This is a genomic window from Streptomyces sp. CA-179760 (genome assembly GCF_050937045.1).
GTDB lineage: Bacteria > Actinomycetota > Actinomycetes > Streptomycetales > Streptomycetaceae > Streptomyces.
This window is the reverse complement of record NZ_JBNJLZ010000001.1, coordinates 1,796,605-1,821,415: the sequence shown is the minus strand read 5'-3', so window position 1 is coordinate 1,821,415 and position 24,811 is coordinate 1,796,605. Positions and strand designations below refer to the sequence as shown.

Below are 24,811 nucleotides of genomic sequence, written 5' to 3'. Positions count from 1 at the left end.
GGTCGTACGTCAGTCCAGGAGATTCCGCAACCGTGGCTTCCACGAACGACCTCAAGAACGGCATGGTGCTCAAGCTCGAAGGCGGCCAGCTCTGGTCCGTCGTCGAGTTCCAGCACGTCAAGCCCGGCAAGGGCCCGGCCTTCGTGCGCACCAAGCTCAAGAACGTGCTCTCCGGCAAGGTCGTAGACAAGACCTTCAACGCCGGCGTCAAGGTCGAAACGGCCACCGTCGACAAGCGGGACATGCAGTTCTCCTACATGGACGGCGAGTACTTCGTCTTCATGGACATGGAGACCTACGACCAGCTGCACGTCGACCGCAAGTCCGTGGGCGACGCCGCCAACTTCCTGATCGAGGGCTTCACCGCCACCGTCGCGCAGCACGAGGGCGAGGTGCTCTTCGTCGAGCTGCCCGCCGCCGTCGAGCTCGTCATCCAGGAGACCGAGCCGGGCGTCCAGGGCGACCGCTCCACCGGCGGCACCAAGCCCGCCACGCTGGAGACCGGCCACCAGATCCAGGTGCCCCTCTTCATCACCACCGGTGAGAAGATCAAGGTCGACACCCGTAGCAGCGACTACCTCGGCCGGGTGAACAGCTAACCGTGGCTGCCCGCAACACGGCCCGCAAGCGCGCCTTCCAGATCCTCTTCGAGGGTGACCAGCGCGGCGCCGAGGTCCTGACGGTCCTCGCCGACTGGGTCCGGCTCTCCCGTGCCGACACCCGGCAGCCGCCGGTGAGCGAGTACACGATGGAGCTGGTCGAGGGCTACGCGCAGCGCGCGAAGCGCATCGACGAGCTGATCGCCCAGTACTCGGTCGGCTGGACGCTCGACCGGATGCCGGTCGTCGACCGCAATATCCTGCGGCTCGGCGCCTACGAGCTGATCTGGGTCGACGAGACCCCGGACGCCGTCGTCCTGGACGAGATGGTGCAGCTGGCCAAGGAGTTCTCCACGGACGAGTCGCCCTCGTTCGTGAACGGCCTGCTCGGCCGGCTGAAGGACCTCAAGCCCTCGCTCCGCCGCGACGAGGACTGAGACAGACGGAATGCCGGAGGGCCCGCAGCAAGCTTGCTGCGGGCCCTCCGGCATTCCCTACGCGACCGGGGGCCGTCAGCCCCCCAGAACGCCGCCGGGGTGGCCGGAACCGTATGGTTCCGGCCACCCCGGCGGCACGTTTCTGCGCTGGCCCCTGGGGGCTCAGGCGAGGGCTCAGGCCTCCTCGTGGGAGGCGACCGCGCGACGCGCGTCCGCATCCAGGACACCCCAGCTGATCAGCTGCTCGGTGAGGACGGACGGCGACTGGTCGTAAATGACGGCGAGTGTGCGCAGATCGTCCTGGCGGATCGAGAGCACCTTGCCGTTGTAGTCGCCGCGCTGCGACTGGATCGTGGCCGCGTAGCGCTGCAGTGGGCCCGCCTTCTCGGCCGGCACCGTGGCCAGCCGCTCCAGGTCCAGGACCAGCTTCGGCGGCGGCTCGGCGGCGCCGCCCGGGGTGGTGCCCGGGAGCAGCTCCTGCACGGGAACGCCGTAGAAGTCCGCCAGCTCGGCGAGGCGCTGCACGGTCACGGCGCGGTCGCCGCGCTCGTACGACCCGACCACGACCGCCTTCCAACGTCCCTGGGACTTCTCCTCGACACCGTGGAGGGAAAGGCCCTGCTGGGTGCGGATCGCCCGGAGCTTGGCCCCGAGCTGTTTGGCGTATTCGCTGGACATATAGCTCCCCGGCACTGTGTCGACGCGGTCAGCTGTGTTGCCGGACCGCGCGGCTGGTAACTCACTGTGAGGTTACGCAGCGTTACTCTGCCGCGTCAAGCCGAATGGTCCGCACCGACTCTTCCGTGGTATCGGCACTCTGTTAGGCCGAACGGGTGATCCGAGGGGGCCGTCGGGATGATCGTGGGGGCCTGCTACCGTGTATGGCGCAATCCCGACGTCCTTTAAGGTCCGTCCCGTGAGGCGGAGAAGGAGGTCCGTTTCATATGGACACGCACGACACGCAGTCCGATGCCCGGCCCGTTCTCGAAGGGCCCGACATCGCGCGGGTGCTGACCCGCATCGCCCATGAGATCGTCGAGCGCGCCAAGGGCGCCGACGACGTGGTGCTCCTCGGCATTCCGACCCGGGGCGTCTTCCTCGCCCGGCGGCTCGCCGACAAGCTCGAGCAGATCACCGAGCGCAAGGTTCCGTGCGGCTCGCTCGACATCACCATGTACCGCGACGACCTGCGCATGCACCCGCCGCGTGCGCTGGCCCGCACCGAGATCCCCGGTGACGGCATCGACGGCAAGCTGGTCGTCCTCGTCGACGACGTGCTCTTCTCCGGCCGCACCATCAGGGCCGCCCTCGACGCGCTGAACGACATCGGGCGCCCGCGCGCGGTGCAGCTCGCCGTCCTCGTCGACCGCGGTCACCGCGAACTGCCCATCCGCGCCGACTACGTCGGCAAGAACCTCCCCACGTCGTTGCGGGAGACGGTCAAGGTCCAGCTCGCCGAGGAGGACGGTCGCGACACCGTGCTGCTCGGTGCCAAGCAGACCTCCCAGTAGCGCTTCAGGCGTACGCCGCTGTCGTACGCCGGCTCAGTGCGCCCCCTGGCGCACCCGTCTGCCCGAAATTCTCCTGAACTGCCTTACGGAGCCTGACAGATGCAGCGTCATCTCATCTCGGCCGCCGACCTCACCCGCGACGACGCCGTCCTGATCCTCGACACCGCCGAGGAGATGGCCCGGGTCGCCGACCGGCCGATCAAGAAGCTGCCGACCCTGCGCGGCCGCACGATCGTCAACCTCTTCTTCGAGGACTCCACCCGGACCCGGATCTCCTTCGAGGCCGCCGAGAAGCGGCTGTCCGCGGACGTCATCAACTTCTCCGCCAAGGGCTCCAGCGTCTCCAAGGGCGAGTCGCTCAAGGACACCGCCCAGACGCTGGAGGCCATGGGCGTCGACGCCGTGGTCATCCGGCACGGCGCCTCCGGAGCCCCGTACCGGCTGGCGAACTCCGGCTGGATCGACGCGGCCGTCGTCAACGCCGGCGACGGCACCCACCAGCACCCCACGCAGGCCCTGCTGGACGCCTTCACCATGCGCCGCCGTCTGGTCGGCCCGGACGCCGGGCTCGGCCATGACCTCGCCGGCCGGCGCATCACCATCGTCGGCGACGTCCTGCACAGCCGGGTCGCCCGCTCCAACGTCGACCTGCTTCACACCCTGGGGGCCGAGGTCACCCTCGTCGCCCCGCCGACCCTGGTGCCCGTCGGCATCGAGACCTGGCCCTGCGAGGTGTCGTACGACCTCGACAGCACGCTGCCCAAGTCCGACGCGGTGATGATGCTGCGCGTCCAGCGCGAGCGCATGAACGCCGCCTTCTTCCCGACCGAGCGCGAGTACTCCCGGCGCTACGGCCTCGACGGCGAGCGCATGGCGCGGATGCCCGAGCACGCCATCGTGATGCACCCCGGCCCGATGGTCCGCGGCATGGAGATCACCGCCGAGGTCGCCGACTCCGACCGCTGCACCGTCGTCGAGCAGGTCGCGAACGGAGTGTCCATCCGGATGGCCGTCCTGTACCTGCTGCTCGGCGGCAACGAACCCGCCGTCAGCCAGTCCCGTACCGAGGAGAAGTAAGACCCATGAGCAAGATCCTGATCCGTGGTGCGAAGGTGCTGGGCGGCGAGCCGCAGGACGTCCTGATCGACGGCGGAACCATCGCGCAGATGGGGAGCGGGCTGTCCGCCGAGGGCGCCGAGGTCGTCGAGGCCGACGGCAAGGTGCTGCTGCCGGGCCTGGTCGATCTGCACACCCATCTGCGCGAGCCCGGCCGTGAGGACTCCGAGACCGTCCTGACCGGCACCCGGGCCGCGGCGAGCGGCGGTTACACCACCGTGTTCGCCATGGCCAACACCTTCCCGGTCGCCGACACCGCCGGAGTCGTCGAGCAGGTCTGGCGGCTCGGCAAGGAGCACGGCTACTGCGACGTCCAGCCCATCGGTGCCGTCACCGTCGGCCTGGAGGGCAGGAAGCTCGCCGAGCTGGGCGCCATGCACGAGTCGGCCGCCGGTGTCACCGTCTTCTCCGACGACGGCAAGTGCGTCCACGACGCCGTGATCATGCGCCGCGCCCTGGAGTACGTGAAGGCCTTCGGCGGTGTCGTCGCGCAGCACGCGCAGGAGCCGCGGCTGACCGAGGGTGCCGAGATGAACGAGGGCATCGTCTCCGCCGAGCTGGGGCTCGGCGGCTGGCCCGCGGTGGCCGAAGAATCGATCATCGCCCGGGATGTCCTGCTCGCCGACCACGTCGGCTCCCGCGTCCACATCTGCCACCTGTCGACCGCCGGGTCCGTCGAGATCGTCCGCTGGGCCAAGTCCCGCGGCATCGCCGTCACCGCAGAGGTCACCCCGCACCACCTCCTCCTCACGGATGAGCTGGTGCGCACGTACAACCCGGTCTACAAGGTCAACCCGCCGCTGCGCACCGAGCGCGACGTGCTGGCCCTTCGAGAGGCGCTCGCCGACGGCACGATCGACATCGTCGCCACCGACCACGCCCCGCACCCGCACGAGGACAAGGACTGCGAGTGGGCCGCGGCCGCCATGGGCATGGTCGGCCTGGAGACCGCGTTGTCAGTGGTGCAGGAGACCATGGTCGACACGGGTCTGCTGGACTGGGCCGGCGTCGCCGACCGGATGTCCGTCAAGCCCGCGCAGATCGGACAGGCCTCGGGCCATGGACGTCCCGTCTCGGCAGGTGAGCCCGCCAACCTCACCCTGGTCGACACGGCATACCGTGGGCTCGTGGAACCCGCGGGCTTCGCCTCGCGCAGCCGCAACACCCCCTACGAGGGGCGTGAGCTGCCGGGCCGTGTGACGCACACGTGGCTGCGGGGCAAGGCCACGCTCGTCGACGGGAAGCTCACGTGACACCTGTATTCCTGCTGGCCGCCGAGAAGGAATCGGCGCAAGTGACCGACTGGGCCGCCCGCATCGGCTGGGTGGTGGGCCTCGCCCTCTTCGTCGCGCTCGTCTACTGGCTGATGCGCGAGGGCTGGAAGTGGCGCGGCACCCTCCAGGGCGACCTGCCCGAGCTGCCCGTCGCCCCGGACGACCCGGGACCCGAGAAGCTGGGCATGAGCGGCCGCTACCACGGCTCCACCACGGCCGGTCAGTGGCTCGACCGCATCGTGGCCCAGGGCCTGGGCACCCGCAGCCGTGCCGAGCTCACCCTCACGGATGCCGGCCTCAACGTCGTACGCCCCGGGGCGAGCGACTTCTTCGTCCCGGCCGCGCGGCTCCGTGAGGCCCGGCTCGACAAGGGCATCGCCGGCAAGGTCCTCACCGAGGGCGGCCTGCTGATCGTCACCTGGGAGCACGGCGACCGGCTGATCGACTCCGGGTTCCGCTCCGACCACGCGGCCGAGCACAACGAGTGGGTCGAAGCCCTCAACTCCATGATCGAAACGAACACCAGGGAAGGCGTCGAACGATGACCACCTCCACAAGGGGAGCAGCCAGGACTCCCGCCGTACTCGTCCTGGAGGACGGCCGGATCTTCCGCGGCCGTGCCTACGGGGCCGTGGGGGAGACCTTCGGCGAAGCGGTGTTCTCCACCGGCATGACCGGCTACCAGGAGACCCTGACAGACCCCTCGTACCACCGCCAGGTCGTCGTGATGACCGCGCCGCACGTGGGCAACACCGGCGTGAACGACGAAGACCCCGAGTCGAAGAAGATCTGGGTCTCCGGGTACGTCGTGCGCGACCCCGCTCGCGTGCCGTCCAACTGGCGCTCCCGGCGCTCGCTGGACGAGGAGTTGACGGCGCAGGGCGTCGTCGGCATCTCCGGCATCGACACCCGCGCCCTCACCCGTCATCTGCGCGAGCGCGGCGCCATGCGCGTCGGCATCTTCAGCGGGGACGCGGTGCGGGAGGACGGCGCGCTGCTGGCCCGCGTCCAGGACGCCCCTCAGATGAAGGGCGCGAACCTCTCCGCCGAGGTCGCCACCACCGAGCCCTACGTCGTCCCGGCGATCGGCGAGAAGAAGTTCACCGTCGCCGCCGTCGACCTCGGCATCAAGGGCATGACCCCGCACCGCATGGCCGAGCGCGGCATAGAGGTGCACGTGCTCCCGGCCACCGCGACCGTCGAGGACGTCTACGCGGTCGACCCGGACGGCGTGTTCTTCTCCAACGGCCCGGGCGACCCGGCCACCGCCGACCACCCCGTCTCCGTCATGCGGGGCGTCCTGGAGCGCGGCACCCCGCTCTTCGGTATCTGCTTCGGCAACCAGATCCTGGGCCGCGCGCTCGGCTTCGGCACCTTCAAGCTGAAGTACGGCCACCGTGGCATCAACCAGCCGGTGCAGGACCGTACGACCGGCAAGGTCGAGGTCACCGCGCACAACCACGGCTTCGCCGTCGACGCACCGCTCGACCAGGTCTCCGAGACCCCGTTCGGCCGCGCCGAGGTGTCGCACGTCTGCCTGAACGACAACGTGGTGGAGGGGCTGCGGCTGCTCGACCGCCCCGCCTTCAGCGTCCAGTACCACCCCGAAGCGGCAGCCGGCCCGCACGACGCCGCCTACCTGTTCGACCGCTTCGTATCCCTGATGGAGGGCCAGCGTGCCTAAGCGCACCGATATCCAGTCCGTCCTGGTCATCGGCTCCGGCCCGATCGTCATCGGCCAGGCCGCCGAATTCGACTACTCCGGCACCCAGGCGTGCCGCATCCTGCGCGCCGAGGGCCTGAGGGTCGTCCTGGTGAACTCCAATCCGGCGACGATCATGACCGACCCGGAGATCGCCGACGCCACCTACGTCGAGCCGATCACCCCCGAGTTCGTCGAGAAGATCATCGCCAAGGAGCGCCCGGACGCCCTGCTGCCCACCCTGGGCGGCCAGACGGCCCTCAACACGGCCATCTCGCTGCACGAGGCGGGAACCCTCGACAAGTACGGCGTCGAGCTCATCGGCGCCAACGTCGAGGCGATCAACAAGGGCGAGGACCGCGACCTCTTCAAGGAGGTCGTCGAGGCCGTACGCCAGAAGATCGGGCACGGCGAGTCCGCCCGCTCCGTCATCTGCCACTCCATGGAGGACGTCCTCGCCGGCGTCGAGACGCTCGGTGGCTATCCGGTCGTCGTCCGCCCCTCCTTCACCATGGGCGGCGCCGGCTCCGGCTTCGCCCACGACGAGGAGGAGCTGCGCCGCATCGCCGGCCAGGGCCTCACCCTCTCGCCGACCACCGAGGTGCTCCTGGAGGAGTCCATCCTCGGCTGGAAGGAGTACGAGCTGGAGCTGATGCGCGACAAGCACGACAACGTCGTGGTCGTCTGCTCCATCGAGAACTTCGACCCCATGGGCGTCCACACCGGCGACTCGATCACGGTCGCCCCGGCGATGACCCTCACCGACCGCGAGTATCAGACCCTCCGGGACGTCGGCATCGCCGTCATCCGTGAGGTCGGCGTCGACACCGGCGGCTGCAACATCCAGTTCGCGGTGAACCCCGATGACGGTCGCGTGATCGTCATCGAGATGAACCCGCGCGTGTCCCGGTCCTCGGCGCTCGCCTCCAAGGCCACCGGATTCCCGATCGCCAAGATCGCCGCCAAGCTCGCCGTCGGCTACACGCTCGACGAGATCCCGAACGACATCACGCAGGAGACCCCGGCCTCCTTCGAGCCGACGCTCGACTACGTGGTCGTGAAGGCCCCGCGCTTCGCCTTCGAGAAGTTCCCGAGCGCGGACGCCACCCTCACCACCACCATGAAGTCGGTCGGCGAGGCCATGGCCATCGGCCGCAACTTCACCGAGGCCTTCCAGAAGGCCCTGCGCTCGCTGGAGAAGACGGGCAGCCAGTTCACGTTCGTCGGTGAGCCCGGCGACAAGTCCCAGCTCCTGGAGCAGGCGGTCCGCCCCACCGACGGCCGCATCAACACCGTCATGCAGGCCATCCGCGCGGGCGCCACGCCGGAGGAGATCTTCGAGTACACGAAGATCGACCCGTGGTTCGTCGACCAGCTCTTCCTGATCAAGGAGATCGCGGACGAGCTGGCCGAGGCGCCCGAGCTGACCGCCGACCTGCTCGCCGAGGCCAAGCGGCACGGCTTCTCCGACACGCAGATCGGCGAGATCCGCGGCCTGCGCGAGGACGTCGTCCGCGAGGTCCGGCACGCGCTGGGCATCCGCCCGGTCTACAAGACGGTCGACACCTGCGCCGCCGAGTTCGCCGCGAAGACGCCGTACTTCTACTCCTCCTACGACGAGGAGAGCGAGGTCGCGCCCCGCGAGAAGCCGGCCGTCATCATCCTGGGCTCCGGCCCGAACCGCATCGGCCAGGGCATCGAGTTCGACTACTCCTGCGTCCACGCCTCCTTCGCCCTGAGCGACGCGGGCTACGAGACCGTGATGGTCAACTGCAACCCGGAGACCGTCTCCACGGACTACGACACCTCCGACCGCCTGTACTTCGAGCCGCTGACGCTCGAGGACGTGCTGGAGATCGTCCACGCCGAGCAGCAGGCCGGACCCGTCGCGGGCGTCGTCGTGCAGCTCGGCGGCCAGACCCCGCTCGGCCTGTCGCAGGCGCTCAAGGACAACGGCGTGCCGATCGTGGGCACCTCCCCGGAGGCCATCCACGCCGCCGAGGACCGGGGTGCCTTCGGCCGGGTCCTCCAGGAGGCCGGTCTCCCGGCCCCCAAGCACGGCACCGCCACGACCTTCGGAGAGGCCAAGGCCATCGCCGACGAGATCGGCTACCCGGTCCTGGTGCGCCCGTCGTACGTCCTCGGCGGGCGCGGCATGGAGATCGTCTACGACGAGACGCGCCTGGAGGCGTACATCTCCGAGTCGACGGAGATCAGCCCGTCCCGTCCGGTCCTGGTCGACCGGTTCCTCGACGACGCGATCGAGATCGACGTCGACGCGCTCTACGACGGCCAGGAGCTCTACCTCGGCGGTGTCATGGAGCACATCGAGGAGGCCGGTATCCACTCCGGTGACTCGGCGTGCGCCCTGCCCCCGATCACGCTCGGCGGCTTCGACATCAAGCGCCTGCGGGCCTCCACGGAGGGCATCGCGAAGGGCGTCGGCGTCCGCGGCCTGATCAACATCCAGTTCGCGCTGGCGGGTGACATCCTCTACGTCCTGGAGGCCAACCCGCGCGCCTCCCGTACCGTCCCCTTCACCTCGAAGGCGACCGCGGTGCCGCTGGCCAAGGCCGCCGCCCGGATCTCCCTGGGCGCGACCATCGCCGAGCTGCGCGCCGAGGGCCTGCTCCCGGCCACCGGCGACGGCGGCGAGCTGCCCCTCGACGCGCCGATCTCCGTCAAGGAGGCCGTCATGCCGTGGTCGCGCTTCCGCGACATCCACGGTCGCGGCGTCGACACGGTCCTCGGCCCGGAGATGCGCTCCACGGGCGAGGTCATGGGCATCGACTCCGTCTTCGGCACGGCGTACGCCAAGTCGCAGGCGGGCGCCTACGGCCCGCTGCCCACCAAGGGCCGCGCCTTCATCTCGGTCGCCAACCGCGACAAGCGCTCGATGATCTTCCCGGCCCGCGAGCTGGTCGCCCACGGCTTCGAGCTGATGGCCACGTCCGGCACGGCCGAGGTGCTCAAGCGCAACGGCATCAACGCCACCGTCGTGCGCAAGCAGTCCGAGGGCACCGGCCCGAACGGCGAGAAGACCATCGTCCAGCTCATCCACGACGGCGAGGTCGACCTCATCGTCAACACCCCGTACGGCACCGGCGGCCGCCTCGACGGCTACGACATCCGTACGGCGGCCGTGGCACGGTCCGTGCCCTGCCTGACGACGGTCCAGGCGCTCGCGGCCGCGGTCCAGGGCATCGACGCCCTCAACCGTGGCGACGTGAGCGTCCGATCGCTCCAGGAACACGCGGAACATCTGACCGCGGCCCGCGACTAGCAGCCCCGAGGGGGACACCGGAAACGGTGTCCCCCTCTTCGTGAGGACGCCACGTCTTCGTGAGGACAACATGTACAAGATCTTCTTCAGTCTCGTCTTCAAGCGGCTGGACCCGGAGCAGGCGCACCACCTCGCCTTCCGCTGGATCCGCCTGGCCGCCCGCGTCCCGGTCCTGCGCACCTTCCTCGCGGCCGCCCTCGCGCCCCGCCACAAGGAGCTGCGCACGGAGGCCTTCGGGCTGCGCATGCACGGCCCCTTCGGGCTCGCGGCCGGCTTCGACAAGAACGCCGTGGGCATCGACGGTATGGCGATGCTCGGCTTCGACCACGTCGAGATCGGCACGGTGACCGGCGAGCCGCAGCCCGGCAACCCCAAGCAGCGGCTGTTCCGGCTGGTCAAAGACCGGGCGCTGATCAACCGCATGGGCTTCAACAACGACGGCTCGCTCCGCGTCGCCGCCCGCCTGGCCTCCCGTACGCCGGTCTTCAAGCCGGTCGTCGGCGTCAACATCGGCAAGACCAAGGTCGTACCCGAGGAGGAGGCCGTCGCGGACTACGTGAAGTCCGCCGAGCGGCTGGCGCCGTACGCCGACTACCTCGTGGTCAACGTCTCCTCCCCGAACACGCCCGGCCTGCGCAATCTGCAGGCCACGGAGGCGCTGCGCCCCCTGCTCAGCGCCGTCCGCGAGGCCGCCGACGGCGCGGTGTCGGAGCGGCGTGTCCCGCTCCTGGTCAAGATCGCACCGGACCTCGCCGACGAGGACATCGACGCGGTCGCCGACCTCGCCGTGGAACTCGGCCTGGACGGCATCATCGCCACCAACACCACCATCGCGCGCGACGGACTCGGCCTGAAGTCCGACCCCTCTCTGGTCAAGGAGACCGGCGGCCTGTCCGGGGCACCCCTGAAGGAACGCTCCCTGGAGGTCCTGCGGCGTCTCTACGCGCGCGTGGGTGACCGGATCACCCTGGTGGGCGTGGGAGGCGTCGAGAACGCCGAGGACGCCTGGCAGCGCATCCTGGCCGGTGCCACGCTGGTCCAGGGCTACAGCGCCTTCATCTACGAGGGGCCCTTCTGGGGCCGCGCGATCCACAAGGGGCTCGCCGCGCGCCTGCGCACCAGCCCGTACGCCACGCTCGCCGACGCGGTGGGCGCCGACGTGAGGAAGACGGCATGAGTCCTCTCGAACCCTTCGGCGCGCGCCTGCGCCGGGCCATGGACGAGCGTGGCCCGCTGTGCGTCGGCATCGACCCGCACGCCTCCCTGCTCGCCGAGTGGGGCCTGAACGACGACGTGGCGGGCCTGGAGCGGTTCAGCCGCACGGTCGTCGAGGCCCTGGCCGACCGGGTCGCCGTGCTCAAGCCGCAGAGCGCGTTCTTCGAGCGGTTCGGCTCGCGCGGACTGGCCGTCCTGGAGGCGTCGGTGGCCGAGGCGCGGGCGGCGGGCGCCCTGGTCGTCATGGACGCCAAGCGCGGCGACATCGGCTCGACCATGGCCGCGTACGCCGAGTCGTTCCTGCACAAGGACGCGCCGCTGTTCTCCGACGCGCTGACCGTCTCGCCCTACCTCGGCTACGGCTCGCTCAGCCCGGCCGTCGCGCTGGCCCGGGAGAGCGGCGCAGGGCTGTTCGTGCTGGCGCTGACCTCCAATCCGGAGGGCGGCGAGGTCCAGCACGCCGTCCGGTCCGACGGCCGGAACATCGGAGCGACGATGCTCGCGCACCTGTCCGCCGAGAACGCGGGGGAGGCGCCCCTGGGGTCCTTCGGCGCGGTCGTCGGCGCCACCCTCGGTGACCTGTCGTCGTACGACCTGGACATCAACGGCCCGCTCCTCGCGCCTGGCATCGGCGCGCAGGGGGCCACGCCGGCCGATCTTCCGGCGGTCTTCGGGTCGGCGGTGCGCAATGTCGTGCCGAACGTCAGCCGGGGGGTGCTACGCCACGGTCGCGACGCGGTCGCGCTGCGTGACGCCGCGGAACGCTTCGCTCAGGAGATCCGTCACGCTGTGACCTCCTCCTGACCACTTCCTGACCTTCTTGTGAGTCCTCCGATGAGTGGCCGGGGGCGGGCTTGAGGCTGAATACATCCTCAAATCCGGGGCAGTATGTCCTAAATGTCTGTTCAGATGAAGGCTGACCAGGACTTTTCCGCTGTTCTCGCTGACTCTGGCGGACTTGCCCGCTAGTCTCCGACGAGAGTCAACGGGCAAGCGTGTTGCTCGTGGCTCCCCAGGTGTGGGGCGACTAGGTTCCTCACCGGTCCGTATCCGACAGTTCGACATCCGAGGTGACGTAGGCGTGGCTCTTCCGCCCCTTACCCCTGAACAGCGCGCAGCCGCGCTCGAAAAGGCCGCCGCGGCTCGCCGGGAGCGGGCCGAGGTCAAGAATCGACTCAAGCACTCCGGCGCCTCGCTTCACGAGGTCATCAAGCAGGGCCAGGAGAACGACGTCATCGGCAAGATGAAGGTCTCCGCTCTCCTTGAGTCCCTGCCGGGCGTGGGCAAGGTCCGCGCCAAGCAGATCATGGAGCGACTCGGCATCTCCGAGAGCCGTCGTGTGCGCGGCCTCGGGTCCAACCAGATCGCCTCCCTGGAGCGCGAGTTCGGCAGCACCGGCAGCTGAGTCCGGACCACTCCGGTTCAACTGGAATAATCGCTGCATGACTGAACGTCCGCGGCTGACCGTGCTCTCCGGCCCCTCCGGGGTCGGCAAGAGCACGGTCGTCGCCCATATGCGCAAGGAACACCCCGAGGTCTGGCTCTCGGTGTCGGCGACGACCCGCAAGCCCCGCCCCGGCGAGCAGCACGGAGTCCACTACTTCTTCGTCACAGACGACGAGATGGACAAGCTGATCGCCAACGGCGAGCTGCTGGAGTGGGCCGAGTTCGCCGGTAACCGCTACGGCACGCCGCGTGCGGCCGTGCAGGCGCGTCTGGAGAAGGGCGAGCCCGTCCTCCTCGAGATCGATCTCCAGGGTGCCCGTCTGGTCCGGGAATCGATGCCCGAGGCCCAGCTGGTGTTCCTGGCTCCTCCCTCCTGGGAGGAGCTGGTGCGCAGACTCACGGGGCGGGGTACCGAACCGCCCGAGGTGGTCGAGCGCCGGCTCGAGGCTGCGAAGATCGAACTCGCCGCCGAGCCGGAGTTCGACACCACCCTGGTCAACACCTCCGTCGAGGACGTGGCTCGCGAGCTGCTAGCCTTGATGGACGTGGTGTGACCATCGCTGATCGTCCTGATCCTCGCTGATCACCCCGACCATTCTTTCCCACCCATCGGAAGGTAGAGCGTGTCCTCTTCCATCTCCGCGCCCGAGGGCATCATCAACCCGCCGATCGACGAGCTCCTCGAGGCCACGGACTCGAAGTACAGCCTCGTGATCTACGCGGCCAAGCGGGCCCGCCAGATCAACGCGTACTACTCGCAGCTCGGCGAGGGCCTCCTCGAGTACGTCGGTCCCCTCGTCGACACCCACGTCCACGAGAAGCCGCTCTCGATCGCCCTCCGCGAGATCAACGCGGGGCTGCTCACGTCCGAGGCCATCGAGGGCCCGGCGCAGTAAGTAGTATTTCCAGCTTGACGCTGACTTTTCCACAGGCCCGGCAGGTCGACTGCCGGGCCTGTGGTGTGTCATGGAGTCGTACGTTGTGCCGGTTGCCGAGGTCCGGGGAGAAGCGTGGACAAGCCGAAGGTCGTTCTGGGGGTCAGTGGCGGCATCGCCGCGTACAAGGCCTGTGAGCTGCTGCGGCGGCTGACGGAGTCGGGCCATGACGTGCGCGTGGCGCCCACCGCCTCCGCGCTGCACTTCGTCGGCGCCGCCACCTGGTCCGCGCTCTCCGGGCACCCGGTCTCCACCGAGGTGTGGGACGACGTGCACGAGGTCCCGCACGTCCGCATCGGGCAGCATGCCGACCTGGTCGTCGTCGCCCCGGCCACCGCCGACATGCTCGCCAAGGCGGCCCACGGCCTCGCCGACGACCTGCTCACCAACACCCTGCTCACCGCTCGCTGCCCGGTCGTCTTCGCCCCCGCCATGCACACGGAGATGTGGGAGCACCCGGCCACCCAGGAGAACGTGGCGACGCTGCGCCGCCGCGGTGCCGTCGTCATCGAGCCGGCCGTGGGCCGTCTCACGGGCGTCGACACCGGCAAGGGCCGGCTGCCTGACCCGGGTGAGATCTTCGAGGTGTGCCGCCGGGTGCTGACCCGGGGCGTGCGCGAGCCGGACCTCACGGGCCGCCATGTCGTGGTCAGCGCGGGCGGCACCCGCGAGCCAATGGACCCGGTGCGGTTCCTGGGCAACCGCTCCTCGGGCAAGCAGGGCTACGCCCTCGCCCGCACCGCGGCCGCCCGCGGCGCCCGCGTCACGCTGATCGCGGCCAACAGCATGCTGCCGGACCCGGCCGGGGTGGACGTCGTTCCCGTGGGCACCGCCGTGCACCTGCGCGAGGAGGTGCTGAGAGCCGCCGCCGACGCCGATGCCGTGGTCATGGCGGCGGCGGTGGCGGACTTCCGTCCGGTGACCTACGCGGCCGGGAAGATCAAGAAGAAGGACGACCAGGAGCCGGAGCCGATCGCCCTGGTACGGAATCCGGACATCCTCGCGGAGATCTCCACCGACCGGATCCGCCCCGGACAGGTGATCGTCGGCTTCGCCGCGGAGACGGACGACGTGCTCGCCAACGGCCGCGCCAAACTGAAGCGCAAGGGCTGCGATCTGCTGGTGGTGAACGAGGTCGGGGAGCGCAAGACCTTCGGCTCCGAGGAGAACGAAGCCGTCGTGCTCGGCACCGACGGCAGCGAGACCGCGGTGCCGTACGGACCCAAGGAAGCGCTGGCCGATACCGTGTGGGACCTGGTGGCCGGGCGCCTCGGCTGATGTTTCAGTCGCCCTGCGCCTCGGTGAAACCCGGCCGATCGGGGTGTGGCGCCTCTGGCCAAGGTCGCTCGCGATTGGGCAGAATGCCTGTGCCGCAGGTCACAGCACTCCCGAGTGGCGAGACAGGGGGGCCGTGGCCGAAGCGTGACCCGTAAACTGTCCCACGGACGGCGCGAGGTGCAGCCCCTGCCGTCCGCCAATGATCAGACAGCAGCCGCTGCAACCCCAGGGAGCGTTGTGTCCCGTCGCCTGTTCACCTCGGAGTCCGTGACCGAGGGTCACCCTGACAAGATCGCTGACCAGATCAGCGACACCATCCTCGACGCGTTGCTCCGCGAGGACCCGACCTCTCGGGTCGCCGTCGAGACCCTGATCACGACCGGCCTGGTGCACGTGGCCGGCGAGGTCACGACCAAGACGTACGCGGACATCGCGACGCTGGTCCGGAACAAGATCCTCGAAATCGGTTACGACTCCTCGAAGAAGGGCTTCGACGGCGCCTCCTGCGGCGTCTCGGTGTCGATCGGCGCACAGTCCCCGGACATCGCCCAGGGCGTCGACACGGCGTACGAGTCCCGCGTCGAGGGGGACGAGGACGAGCTCGACAAGCAGGGTGCCGGCGACCAGGGCCTGATGTTCGGCTACGCGACGGACGAGACCCCGACGCTGATGCCGCTGCCGATCTTCCTGGCCCACCGCCTGTCCAAGCGCCTGTCCGACGTGCGCAAGAACGGCACCATCCCTTACCTGCGCCCGGACGGAAAGACCCAGGTCACCATCGAGTACGACGGCGACAAGGCGGTCCGCCTGGACACCGTCGTGGTCTCCTCCCAGCACGCCTCCGACATCGACCTGGACTCGCTGCTGGCTCCGGACATCAAGGAGTTCGTGGTCGAGCCGGAGCTGAAGGCGCTGCTCGACGAGGGCATCAAGATCGACACGGAGAACTACCGTCTCCTGGTGAACCCCACCGGCCGCTTCGAGATCGGTGGCCCGATGGGCGACGCCGGTCTGACCGGCCGCAAGATCATCATCGACACCTACGGCGGTATGGCCCGCCACGGCGGCGGTGCCTTCTCCGGCAAGGACCCGTCCAAGGTCGACCGCTCCGCGGCGTACGCGATGCGCTGGGTCGCCAAGAACGTCGTCGCCGCGGGCCTCGCCACCCGCTGCGAGGTCCAGGTCGCGTACGCGATCGGCAAGGCCGAGCCGGTGGGCTTGTTCGTCGAGACCTTCGGCACGGCCAAGATCGACACGGAAAGGATCGAGAAGGCGATCGACGAGGTCTTCGACCTCCGTCCGGCCGCCATCATCCGCGACCTCGACCTGCTCCGCCCGATCTACGCCCAGACCGCGGCGTACGGCCACTTCGGCCGCGAGCTTCCCGAGTTCACCTGGGAGCAGGCGGACCGTGTGGACGCGCTGCGCAAGGCGGCGGGCCTGTAGGTCCGACGCGCTCACGGCACCGAGTGAGGCCCGGCACCCTTCGGGGGCCGGGCCTCGTCGTTCCCCCGGAGGGCTTCGCCGGCACCGCCGGCTGTCAGTGGTGTTTGGTAAAAATGCAAGCGTGAGCAGCGAGAACGGACAGGCGGACGGTGGCGTCGAGGGTGCGCCGCCCGAGCAGCTCGCGCTCATCCGGGAGAGCGTGCGGAAGGCCAGGACGCCCCGGGCCAAGCCGCGGACCTGGCGGGGGGCCGCGCTCGCCGAGGAGCTGCCCGTGGCGCGTGTCCTCGTCGACAAGGGCGTGCTCCACCTCGACCGGTACTTCGACTACGCGGTGCCCGAGGAGCTGGACGCCGAGGCCCAGCCGGGCGTCCGGGTGCGGGTCCGGTTCGGGGCCGGGCGGCACCGGGTGCGGGACGGGCGACGTGAGGGCGGCGGGCTGATCGACGGGTTCCTCGTCGAGCGACTGGCCGAGTCCGAGTACACCGGGCCGCTGGCGGCCCTGGCCCAGGTCGTGTCGCCCGAGCGGGTGCTGAGCGAGGAACTGCTGGGGCTGGCCCGGTCGGTCGCCGACCGGTACGCGGGCAGCCTCGCGGACGTCCTGCAACTCGCAGTGCCGCCGCGTAACGCGCGGGCTGAGAAACGCGCCTCGCCCGCTCCCCTGCCACCGCCCCGGCCCCCGAGGCGGGATCCTGGCAGCGGTACGAGCGGGGAGCTGCCTTCGTGGAGTCGCTGGCGTCCGGCGGCGCGCCACGGGCCGTGTGGAACGCCCTGCCGGGGCCGCAGTGGAGCGAGGAGCTGGCCCGGGCCGTCGCGGCGACACTGGCCTCCGGGCGCGGGGCACTCGTCGTCCTGCCCGACGGACGGGCCGTCGCGCGGGCCGACGCCGCACTGACCTCCCTGCTCGGGGAAGGACGGCACGCGGTGCTCACGGCCGATGCCGGGCCCGAGAAGCGGTACGCGCAGTGGCTCGCGGTGCGGCGCGGTTCCGTACGGGCCGTGATCGGGACGCGGGCCGCGATGTTCGCACCGGTCCAGGACCTTGGGCTCGTGGCCCTCTGGGACGACGGGGACGACAGCCACAGCGAGCAGCACGCCCCGCAGCCCCATGCGCGGGAGGTGCTCCTGCTGCGGGCGGCCCAGGACAAGTGCGGTTTCCTGCTGGGCAGCTGGGGCTGCACTGTGGAGGCCGCACAGCTCGTCGAGAGCGGCTGGGCCCGGCCGCTCGTCGCCGGACGGGACCAGGTGCGGGGGCCGCTCCGCTCGTGAGAACCGTCGGGGACGGAGACCTCGCCCGGGACGAGGCCGCCCGGGCCGCCCGGCTGCCGACTCTCGCCTGGCAGGCCGTCAGGGACGGCCTGCGGCACGGCCCGGTGCTGGTGCAGGTGCCCCGGCGGGGATATGTGCCGCGCATGGCGTGCGCCAACTGCCGGGCGCCCGCGCGCTGCCGGCACTGCTCCGGGCCGTTGGAGACACGGGACGGCGGTGCCCTGTGCTGCGGATGGTGCGGCCGCGAGGAGAGCGGCTGGCACTGCCCGGAGTGCGGCGCCTTCCGGCTGCGTGCCTCGGTGGTGGGCGCGCGGCGGACCGCAGAGGAACTCGGGCGCGCCTTCCCGGCGGTTCCGGTGCGGACCTCGGGGCGTGAACACGTGCTCGACACGGTCCCGGGGGCGCCCGCCCTGGTGGTGAGCACACCGGGGGCCGAGCCGGTCGCCGAGGGCGGGTACGCGGCGGCGCTGCTGCTGGACGGCTGGGCCATGCTCGGGCGGCCCGATCTGCGGGCCGGGGAGGACGCGTTGCGGCGGTGGATCGCGGCCGGGGCACTCGTCCGGCCGCAGTCGGCCGGCGGCACGGTGGTAGTCGTCGCCGAGCCGACGCTGCGGCCCGTCCAGGCGCTCGTACGGTGGGATCCCGTCGGTCACGCGGTGCGGGAACTCGCCGAGCGGGCCGAGCTGGGGTTTCCGCCGGTGTCGCGGATGGCGGCCGTGTCGGGGCCGGCGGAGGCGGTGGCCGAGTTTCTCCGTACGGCCGAACTGCCGCCGGAGGCCGAGGTGCTGGGGCCGGTGCCGTTGCCCGTCACCGCCGCGGGGCGACCGAGGCGGGCGGGGGCGCCGCCGCCCGGGGAGCAGTGGGAGCGCGCGTTGCTGCGGGTGCCGCCCGGGAAGGGGGCCGCGCTGGCCGCCGCGCTCAAGGCCGCGCAGGCGGCGCGGATGGCCCGGGGGAGTGGGAGCGGGACCGGTGTCTGGGTGCGGATCGATCCGGCTGACATCGGGTGAGCAGTCGGAGAAGAGCCGACGGGGCGTCGCCCGGACGTGCGACTGCCCTCCCGAAGGCGTCCCGGGAGGGCAGGGCAAGGGGCGGTTCAGCCGTTGCGCGGGCCGGGGAACGCCGTCGGCCGTGCTTCGTCGCGGAGTGCGGGACTGCCCGCCGTCGGCTGCGTGGGCATGGAGCGGGCCGCGGGGACCGTCGGGACCGTGGGCAGGCCGGTGGGCATACCGACCGTGCGACTGCCCGTCGGCTCCGGTGTGCGCTCCGGCTCGGTCGCGGCCGACTGGGCCGCGGTGGCGGCACGGCGTGCGCCGTAACGGCGGTGCACCGCCTGTTTGGTGACTCCGAGCGCGGAGCCCACCGCGTCCCACGAGAAACCGAGCGAGCGGTCGAAGTCCACGGCCGCGGTGACCAAGGTCTCGACACTGTCCCGCAGCTCCTGGGCGAGACGTACCGTCGGGGCGGGGGCGCGTCCGTAGACGACGAAGCCCGTGGAAGGGCCGGAGCGGCGCGGGCGGTAGACGTTGCCCAGCTGGGCGGTGAGGGTGCGCAGTGCGTCCACCTGCCGGCGGACCCGCTCGATGTCCCGCACCAGCAAGTGCAGGCTGGCCCGAGCCTGGGCGTCGTAGGTTGCGTGGTCGGCCATGAACAAGCCTCTCGAACCGGCGTTGAAAGGAATGGGCCGTGATCACGGCCCGGTGTGGTCAACTCTGTCTTGACCAACGCGGATTAGCTCCGCGGGTCACGGTGTGGGGGCGTGGGGGCATATGCGTGCGCCTGTTTTGCGCGGGGTGTGCGCCTCGGCCTTCGGCCTTCGGCTGGTGTCTGCCACCCGCGCACCGCCCGTAACTGTCAGCCGAGTGGCCTGGGTCTCCCGTGGGGGCCGAGCGCCGTCGGCGGCATTCCGGGGTCAGCTCATAGACTTGTGCGTCGCCCGTCGTTCATCCCCGCCCGAGAGGCCCCCACCACCCCATGAAGCTCGTCTTCGCCGGTACACCCGAGGTCGCCGTTCCCGCTCTGGACGCTCTTCTCGCCTCCGGGCGGCACGAGGTGGCCGCCGTCGTCACGCGGCCCGACGCGCCGGCCGGGCGCGGGCGCAGGCTGGTCGCGTCGCCCGTCGCCGAGCGGGCGGAGGAGGCCGGGATCGAGGTGCTGAAGCCCGCGAAGCCGAAGGACCCCGAGTTCCTGGAGCGGCTGCGGGAGATCGCGCCGGACTGCTGCCCGGTCGTCGCGTACGGGGCGCTGCTGCCCCGTGTCGCCCTCGACGTGCCCACCCATGGCTGGGTCAACCTGCACTTCTCCCTGCTGCCGGCCTGGCGCGGGGCCGCGCCCGTGCAGCACTCCATCATGGCCGGGGACGAGATCACCGGGGCTTCGACCTTCCTGATCGAGGAAGGGCTCGACTCGGGGCCGGTGTACGGGACGGTGACCGAGGAGATCCGGGCCACCGACACCAGCGGGGACCTGCTGACGCGGCTCGCCTTCGCCGGTGCCGGGCTGCTCGCGGCGACCATGGACGGCATCGAGGACGGCACGCTGAAGGCCGTACCGCAGCCGGCCGACGGCATCAGCCAGGCCCCGAAGGTCAACGTCGAGGACGCACACCTCGACTGGGCCGCCCCCGCGCTGCGCGTCGACCGGATGGTGCGGGGCTGCACCCCGGCCCCCGGCGCCTGGACCACCTTCCGCGGCGAGCGGCTCAAGCTCATCCAGGTCGCTCCCGTGCCCGACCGGGCGGACCTCGTCCCGGGGCAGATCTCCGCGGGGAAGAACAACGTCTACGTCGGCACCGGTTCGTACGGTGTCGAGCTGCTGTGGGTGCAGGCCCAGGGCAAGAAGCCGATGAGGGCCGCGGACTGGGCGCGCGGTGTGCGGATCGCCGACGGGGAGCGGCTCGGGGGCTGATGCCCCCGCTCCCGGCGGCGTAGGCTGGTCGGCGCACTTCTTCTCATACCCGGAGCACCTTTTTCGTGAGCGAACAGTCCCGTCGGCCCCGCACGTCCGGCAAGCCCTACCGTCGGCCCAAGAAGGACCCCGTCCGCCTCCTCGCCTTCGAGGCGCTGAGGGCCGTGGACGAGCGCGACGCCTACGCCAACCTCGTCCTGCCGCCGTTGCTGCGCAAAGCGCGGGAGAACGAGGGACCCGAGAAGTTCGACGCGCGGGACGCGGCGCTCGCCACCGAGCTGGTGTACGGGACGCTGCGGTGGCAGGGGACGTACGACGCGGTCATCGCGTCCTGCGTGGACCGGCCGCTCGGGGACGTCGACCCGCCGGTGCTGGACGTGCTGAGCCTCGGCGCGCACCAGTTGCTCGGGACGCGGATCCCGACCCACGCGGCCGTGTCCGCCACCGTCGAGCTCGCGCGGGTCGTGCTCGGCGACGGACGGGCCAAGTTCGTCAACGCCGTGCTGCGGAAGATCGCGCAGGACGACCTGGACGGCTGGCTCGAGCGGGTCGCGCCGCCCTACGACGAGGATCCCGAGGACCACCTCGCCGTCGTCCACTCGCATCCGCGGTGGGTCGTGTCCGCACTGTGGGACTCCCTCGGCGGCGGGCGGGCCGGCGTCGAGGAGCTGCTGCGCGCCGACAACGAGCGGCCCGAGGTGACCCTGGTGGCGCGGCCCGGGCGGGCGACCGCGGGGGAACTGCTCGACGAGGACGCCGCCGTGCCGGGACGCTGGTCGCCGTATGCCGTACGGCTGACCGAGGGCGGCGAGCCGGGCGCCATCGAGGCCGTCCGGGACGGGCGCGCGGGCGTGCAGGACGAGGGCAGCCAGCTCGTCGCGATCGCCCTCGCGGGCGCGCCGCTGGACGGGCCCGACCGGCGGTGGCTCGACGGGTGCGCGGGGCCCGGCGGCAAGGCCGCCCTGCTCGGCGCCCTCGCCGCCGAACGGGGCGCGCTGCTGCTCGCCTCCGAGAAGCAGCCGCACCGCGCCCGGCTCGTGGCGGGCGCGCTGGCAGGCAACCCGGGGCCGTATCAGGTGATCACCGCGGACGGGACCCGACCGGCGTGGCGGCCCGGCAGCTTCGACCGGGTCCTGGTCGATGTGCCGTGCACCGGTCTGGGCGCCCTGCGGCGCCGCCCTGAGGCACGCTGGCGGCGCCGGCCCGACGACCTGGAGGGTTTCGCGCCGCTGCAGCGCGGGCTGCTGCGCACCGCCCTGGAGTCGGTACGGGTCGGCGGTGTCGTGGGCTACGCGACGTGCTCGCCGCATCTCGCCGAGACCCGGGCCGTGGTCGCCGATGTGCTCAAGCAGATCCCGGACACCGACCTCGTCGACGCGCGGCCGCTGCTGCCCGGCGTACCGGACCTGGGCGACGGACCCGACGTCCAGCTGTGGCCGCATCTGCACGGGACCGACGCCATGTACCTGGCCCTCATTCGCCGGACCGGCTGACCCCCGCTCCGACGCCGTCCTGGTGCGCCGCACCCCCGTCCTCCCGGGACAGCCGGTGCGGCCACCACACCTTCGGTCCCACGTCCAGGAACAGCGACGTCACGAGGACCGATCGCACGATGAACGTGTCGATGAGGACGCCGAGGGCGACCGCGAAGCCGATCTCTGCGAAGGCGACCATCGGGAGGGTGCCGAGGGCGGCGAACGTGCCGGCCAGCACCAGGCCCGCGGAGGTGATGACCGCGCCGGTGGCGGCGAGGCCCGTGACCACGCCCCGTCTGGTGCCCTGCCGGGCCGCCTCTTCACGGATGCGGGTGGTGAGGAAGATGTTGTAGTCGATGCCCAGGGCGACCAGGAAGACGAAGACGAACAAGGGGAAGTCGGTCGCCTCGCCCGCGTAGTCGAAGACGTACCGGAACGCGAGCGCGCTGATGCCCAGGGCCGCCGTGAAGGACAGGATCACCGTCCCGACCAGCAGCAGCGGGGCGAGCAGGGACCGTAGCAACGCGCACAGGATCAGCAGGACGACGACCAGGACCAGCGGGATGATCACGATGTTGTCGTGGATTGTCGCTCTGTCCATGTCGATGAGTCCGGCCGTGCCGCCGCCCACCTGGGCGTCCGCGTCCGGCACCGCGTGCACCGCGTCCCGCACCCTTTCGACGGTCTGCTTCGCCGCCTCGCCGTCCGCCGGATCGGCCAGGGTCGCCTCGAACAGCACTTTGCCCTCGTACACGGGTTTCGTGGCCGGGGGCAGGCCGAGCGAGGTCGGCACGACGCCCTCGGTCCCGGCGACCGCGCGGCCCACCTGCCGGGCCTGCGCCTGGTTGGACACGATGACGAGCGGGTTGCCGCTGCCGGCGGGGAAGTACTGTTCGGAGACCTCCTGGCCGACGATCGAGTCCGGCTTGTCCGTGAACGCGTCCGCATTGCTGATGCCCTCCGCGCGCAGCTGGATGAGACCGAGCGAGCAGACTGCCAGGACGAGAGCCGTCACCGCCCAGACCGTGCGCGGACGGCGGGCGATACCGCGGCCGGTGCGGGCCCAGATGCCGCGCCCGGTCGGATCGGCCGAGCCGAGATGCGGGATCACCGGCCAGAAGATCCAGCGGCCGAAGATCACCAGCAGGGCCGGGAACAGGGTCATCATCGCCAGGAGGGCGACCGCCACGCCGATCGCGGCGACCGGACCCAGGCCGCTGGTGGAGTTCATTTCCGCGACCAGCAGCACCAGCATGCTCAGCACGACCGTCGCTCCGGAGGCGAGCACGGCGGGGCCCGCCCGGTGCAGGGCGAGCGCCATCGCCTCGTGCCGGTCCTCGTGGCGGCGCAGTTCCTCCCGGTAGCGCGCCACGAGCAGCAGCGCGTAGTCCGTCCCCGCGCCGAACACGAGCACCGTGAGGATGCCGGCGCTCTGCCCGTTGACCGTCAGGCCGGCGTGCTCGGCGAGGACATAGATCAGCGCCTGCGCGGTGAACAGCGCCGCGATCACGGCGACCAGCGGGACCAGCAGCAGGGTGGGACTGCGGTAGGTGATCAGCAGCATGACGATGACGACGGCCATGGCCGACACCAGGAGCGTCGAGTCGATGCCCTCGAAGGCCTCGGAGAAGTCCGCTGATGTGCCGCCCGGCCCGGTGATGTGCACGGCGAGACCGCCGTGACTGTCACCGGTGATGTCCCGCATGGAGTCGACCGCGGGCGCGATCCGCTCCCAGCCCTTCTCGTCCATCGTGATCGGTACGAGGATCTCCGCCGCCCGGGGATCGGCCGGCCGGTCGTAGACGGGCCCCCGGGTCTCCGCGCCCCGGATGCCGTGGTCGCGCAGCTGCCTCAGCTGTGCCGCGTCCTCGGTGATCTGCGCACGGTCCTGTGCGGTGAGCCCGCTGTCCCGGGCGTAGACGACGACCGCGGGGATCTGCTCGGGACGGAAGTCCTTGGACAGCTCCAGCACCTGCGTCGACTCCGCGGACCCCGGCAGCCAGGACGCCGCGTCGTTGTCCTGGGCGTCGGTGAGCTTCATCGCGAACGGCGCCGCCACGAACAGTACGACCAGCCACAACACCAACACCAGCCACTTGGCCCGCCGACCGCAGACCAGATGCCCGACGCCCCGGTTGCTCGTCATCCCGACCTCCGCACGATGCCTCGAAGGGGCCAGTCCCTGGACCCCCACCGCCCGGGCCCGGCGCAGCGCATAGGGTTAGGCCATGGCCGCGCAGATCAACCCCAGCATCCTGTCCGCCGACTTCGCTCGCCTCGCGGACGAGGCGAAGGCGGTGCAGGGAGCCGACTGGCTCCACGTCGACGTCATGGACAACCATTTCGTCCCGAACCTCACGCTCGGGGTGCCGGTCGTAGAGTCGCTCGCCCGTGCGACGGACACTCCGCTGGACTGCCATCTGATGATCGAGGCCCCCGATCGGTGGGCGCCCCAGTACGTGGAAGCGGGGGCCGGTTCCGTCACCTTCCATGTCGAGGCGGCCGCCGCTCCCGTCCGGCTCGCCCGCGAGATCCGGGCCAAGGGCGCCCGCGCCTCCATGGCGCTGAAGCCCGCGACCCCCATCGAGCCGTACGAGGACCTGCTCCCCGAGCTCGACATGCTCCTGATCATGACGGTCGAACCGGGCTTCGGGGGACAGGCCTTTCTCGACATCATGCTTCCGAAGATTCGCCGCACCCGCGAGTTGATCAGCAAGCACGGTCTGGAGCTCTGGCTCCAGGTCGACGGCGGAGTTTCGGCTTCCACCATCGAGCGCTGCGCCGACGCCGGAGCCGATGTCTTCGTGGCCGGATCGGCGGTCTACGGAGCAAAAGACCCGGCCCAGGCGGTACGTGCACTACGCACGCAGGCTGAGGCGGCGACGGCCAAGGCATCCTGGGCCTGCGACCACTGAGCCACAGCG

Annotated in this window: 21 protein-coding genes and 1 pseudogene; 19 read left to right on the top strand and 3 right to left on the bottom strand. The window is 70.9% G+C overall.

Annotated features, from left to right (window positions below):
• Positions 1–32: 32 nt before the first annotated feature.
• Both efp and nusB read left to right on the top strand, forming a co-directional pair.
• Positions 33–599, top strand: coding sequence for an elongation factor P (gene efp / locus ACQEV8_RS08010; protein ID WP_189726434.1), 567 nt, complete (start codon positions 33–35; stop codon positions 597–599).
• Between the two features lie 2 nt (positions 600–601).
• Positions 602–1,036 (top strand): transcription antitermination factor NusB, encoded by a 435-nt coding sequence (gene nusB, locus ACQEV8_RS08005; RefSeq protein ID WP_184597187.1) that lies wholly within the window; start codon positions 602–604, stop codon positions 1,034–1,036.
• A gap of 174 nt (positions 1,037–1,210) precedes the next feature.
• Here nusB and bldD read toward each other — a convergent pair whose 3' ends face one another.
• Entirely contained in the window at positions 1,211–1,714 is a 504-nt protein-coding gene (gene bldD / locus ACQEV8_RS08000; RefSeq protein WP_018570201.1) for a transcriptional regulator BldD, read from the bottom strand.
• A gap of 266 nt (positions 1,715–1,980) precedes the next feature.
• Between bldD and pyrR the strand changes: the two genes are divergently transcribed.
• The 14 genes and pseudogenes from pyrR to ACQEV8_RS07930 all read left to right on the top strand — a co-directional run bounded on the left by pyrR (position 1,981) and on the right by ACQEV8_RS07930 (position 18,515).
• Complete coding sequence (gene pyrR / locus ACQEV8_RS07995; protein ID WP_184597184.1) at positions 1,981–2,547, top strand: bifunctional pyr operon transcriptional regulator/uracil phosphoribosyltransferase PyrR; 567 nt, start codon at positions 1,981–1,983, stop codon at positions 2,545–2,547.
• A gap of 99 nt (positions 2,548–2,646) precedes the next feature.
• On the top strand, positions 2,647–3,624 hold the full coding sequence (locus ACQEV8_RS07990; RefSeq protein ID WP_432958503.1) for an aspartate carbamoyltransferase catalytic subunit: 978 nt from the start codon (positions 2,647–2,649) through the stop codon (positions 3,622–3,624).
• A 5-nt stretch (positions 3,625–3,629) separates the two neighbouring features.
• Positions 3,630–4,916: a dihydroorotase gene (locus ACQEV8_RS07985; RefSeq protein WP_432958500.1), complete on the top strand. Its 1,287-nt coding sequence runs from the start codon at positions 3,630–3,632 to the stop codon at positions 4,914–4,916.
• Positions 4,913–5,482, top strand: coding sequence for a hypothetical protein (locus tag ACQEV8_RS07980; RefSeq protein ID WP_432958497.1), 570 nt, complete (start codon positions 4,913–4,915; stop codon positions 5,480–5,482). Before ACQEV8_RS07985 ends, ACQEV8_RS07980 begins: the two co-directional genes overlap by 4 nt.
• On the top strand, positions 5,479–6,621 hold the full coding sequence (gene carA, locus ACQEV8_RS07975; protein WP_432958494.1) for a glutamine-hydrolyzing carbamoyl-phosphate synthase small subunit: 1,143 nt from the start codon (positions 5,479–5,481) through the stop codon (positions 6,619–6,621). Before ACQEV8_RS07980 ends, carA begins: the two co-directional genes overlap by 4 nt.
• A complete protein-coding gene (carB, locus tag ACQEV8_RS07970) occupies positions 6,614–9,922 on the top strand; it encodes a carbamoyl-phosphate synthase large subunit (protein WP_432958492.1) in 3,309 nt (1,102 codons plus the stop codon). Before carA ends, carB begins: the two co-directional genes overlap by 8 nt.
• Positions 9,923–9,992: 70 nt before the next feature.
• Positions 9,993–11,099: a quinone-dependent dihydroorotate dehydrogenase gene (locus tag ACQEV8_RS07965; protein WP_432958491.1), complete on the top strand. Its 1,107-nt coding sequence runs from the start codon at positions 9,993–9,995 to the stop codon at positions 11,097–11,099.
• The gene (pyrF, locus tag ACQEV8_RS07960; RefSeq protein ID WP_432958489.1) at positions 11,096–11,941 is read left to right on the top strand and encodes an orotidine-5'-phosphate decarboxylase; all 846 of its coding nucleotides are present in this window, start codon (positions 11,096–11,098) and stop codon (positions 11,939–11,941) included. Before ACQEV8_RS07965 ends, pyrF begins: the two co-directional genes overlap by 4 nt.
• A gap of 277 nt (positions 11,942–12,218) precedes the next feature.
• The gene (locus tag ACQEV8_RS07955) at positions 12,219–12,542 is read left to right on the top strand and encodes an integration host factor (RefSeq protein ID WP_003977346.1); all 324 of its coding nucleotides are present in this window, start codon (positions 12,219–12,221) and stop codon (positions 12,540–12,542) included.
• A gap of 37 nt (positions 12,543–12,579) precedes the next feature.
• A complete protein-coding gene (gene gmk, locus ACQEV8_RS07950; RefSeq protein WP_432958488.1) occupies positions 12,580–13,137 on the top strand; it encodes a guanylate kinase in 558 nt (185 codons plus the stop codon).
• Between the two features lie 69 nt (positions 13,138–13,206).
• Positions 13,207–13,479 (top strand): DNA-directed RNA polymerase subunit omega, encoded by a 273-nt coding sequence (gene rpoZ / locus ACQEV8_RS07945; protein WP_003977348.1) that lies wholly within the window; start codon positions 13,207–13,209, stop codon positions 13,477–13,479.
• Between the two features lie 114 nt (positions 13,480–13,593).
• On the top strand, positions 13,594–14,796 hold the full coding sequence (gene coaBC / locus ACQEV8_RS07940) for a bifunctional phosphopantothenoylcysteine decarboxylase/phosphopantothenate--cysteine ligase CoaBC (RefSeq protein WP_432958487.1): 1,203 nt from the start codon (positions 13,594–13,596) through the stop codon (positions 14,794–14,796).
• Positions 14,797–15,033: 237 nt separating this feature from the next.
• Positions 15,034–16,242 (top strand): methionine adenosyltransferase, encoded by a 1,209-nt coding sequence (gene metK, locus ACQEV8_RS07935; protein WP_432958485.1) that lies wholly within the window; start codon positions 15,034–15,036, stop codon positions 16,240–16,242.
• Between the two features lie 121 nt (positions 16,243–16,363).
• Positions 16,364–18,515: pseudogene (locus tag ACQEV8_RS07930) on the top strand (primosomal protein N').
• 86 nt (positions 18,516–18,601) lie between these two features.
• Here the strand turns inward: ACQEV8_RS07930 and ACQEV8_RS07925 are convergent.
• Positions 18,602–19,153, bottom strand: a complete 552-nt coding sequence (locus ACQEV8_RS07925) for a hypothetical protein (protein ID WP_432958483.1) — start codon at positions 19,151–19,153, stop codon at positions 18,602–18,604.
• Between the two features lie 326 nt (positions 19,154–19,479).
• On the opposite strand from ACQEV8_RS07925, the gene fmt reads away from it, so the two are divergent.
• Both fmt and ACQEV8_RS07915 read left to right on the top strand, forming a co-directional pair.
• On the top strand, positions 19,480–20,412 hold the full coding sequence (gene fmt / locus ACQEV8_RS07920) for a methionyl-tRNA formyltransferase (protein WP_432958481.1): 933 nt from the start codon (positions 19,480–19,482) through the stop codon (positions 20,410–20,412).
• Positions 20,413–20,477: 65 nt separating this feature from the next.
• A complete protein-coding gene (locus tag ACQEV8_RS07915; RefSeq protein WP_432958479.1) occupies positions 20,478–21,905 on the top strand; it encodes an RsmB/NOP family class I SAM-dependent RNA methyltransferase in 1,428 nt (475 codons plus the stop codon).
• Here ACQEV8_RS07915 and ACQEV8_RS07910 read toward each other — a convergent pair.
• The gene (locus tag ACQEV8_RS07910; protein ID WP_432958478.1) at positions 21,886–24,033 is read right to left on the bottom strand and encodes an MMPL family transporter; all 2,148 of its coding nucleotides are present in this window, start codon (positions 24,031–24,033) and stop codon (positions 21,886–21,888) included. The two genes, ACQEV8_RS07915 and ACQEV8_RS07910, sit on opposite strands and share 20 nt — an antisense overlap.
• Before the next feature lie 82 nt (positions 24,034–24,115).
• Here ACQEV8_RS07910 and rpe point away from each other — a divergent pair, with 82 nt between their 5' ends.
• Positions 24,116–24,802, top strand: coding sequence for a ribulose-phosphate 3-epimerase (gene rpe / locus ACQEV8_RS07905; protein ID WP_432958476.1), 687 nt, complete (start codon positions 24,116–24,118; stop codon positions 24,800–24,802).
• The last annotated feature ends 9 nt before the right edge of the window (positions 24,803–24,811 follow it).

Coding starts and splice junctions, on each gene's coding strand:
- rpe (WP_432958476.1), top strand. CDS start 24,116: ATGGCCGCGCAGATCAACCCCAGCATCCTGTCCGCCGACTTCGCTCGC.
- bldD (WP_018570201.1), bottom strand. CDS start 1,714: ATGTCCAGCGAATACGCCAAACAGCTCGGGGCCAAGCTCCGGGCGATC.
- pyrR (WP_184597184.1), top strand. CDS start 1,981: ATGGACACGCACGACACGCAGTCCGATGCCCGGCCCGTTCTCGAAGGG.
- ACQEV8_RS07985 (WP_432958500.1), top strand. CDS start 3,630: ATGAGCAAGATCCTGATCCGTGGTGCGAAGGTGCTGGGCGGCGAGCCG.
- ACQEV8_RS07910 (WP_432958478.1), bottom strand. CDS start 24,033: ATGACGAGCAACCGGGGCGTCGGGCATCTGGTCTGCGGTCGGCGGGCC.
- pyrF (WP_432958489.1), top strand. CDS start 11,096: ATGAGTCCTCTCGAACCCTTCGGCGCGCGCCTGCGCCGGGCCATGGAC.
- ACQEV8_RS07925 (WP_432958483.1), bottom strand. CDS start 19,153: ATGGCCGACCACGCAACCTACGACGCCCAGGCTCGGGCCAGCCTGCAC.
- ACQEV8_RS07990 (WP_432958503.1), top strand. CDS start 2,647: ATGCAGCGTCATCTCATCTCGGCCGCCGACCTCACCCGCGACGACGCC.
- fmt (WP_432958481.1), top strand. CDS start 19,480: ATGAAGCTCGTCTTCGCCGGTACACCCGAGGTCGCCGTTCCCGCTCTG.
- ACQEV8_RS07965 (WP_432958491.1), top strand. CDS start 9,993: ATGTACAAGATCTTCTTCAGTCTCGTCTTCAAGCGGCTGGACCCGGAG.
- carA (WP_432958494.1), top strand. CDS start 5,479: ATGACCACCTCCACAAGGGGAGCAGCCAGGACTCCCGCCGTACTCGTC.
- gmk (WP_432958488.1), top strand. CDS start 12,580: ATGACTGAACGTCCGCGGCTGACCGTGCTCTCCGGCCCCTCCGGGGTC.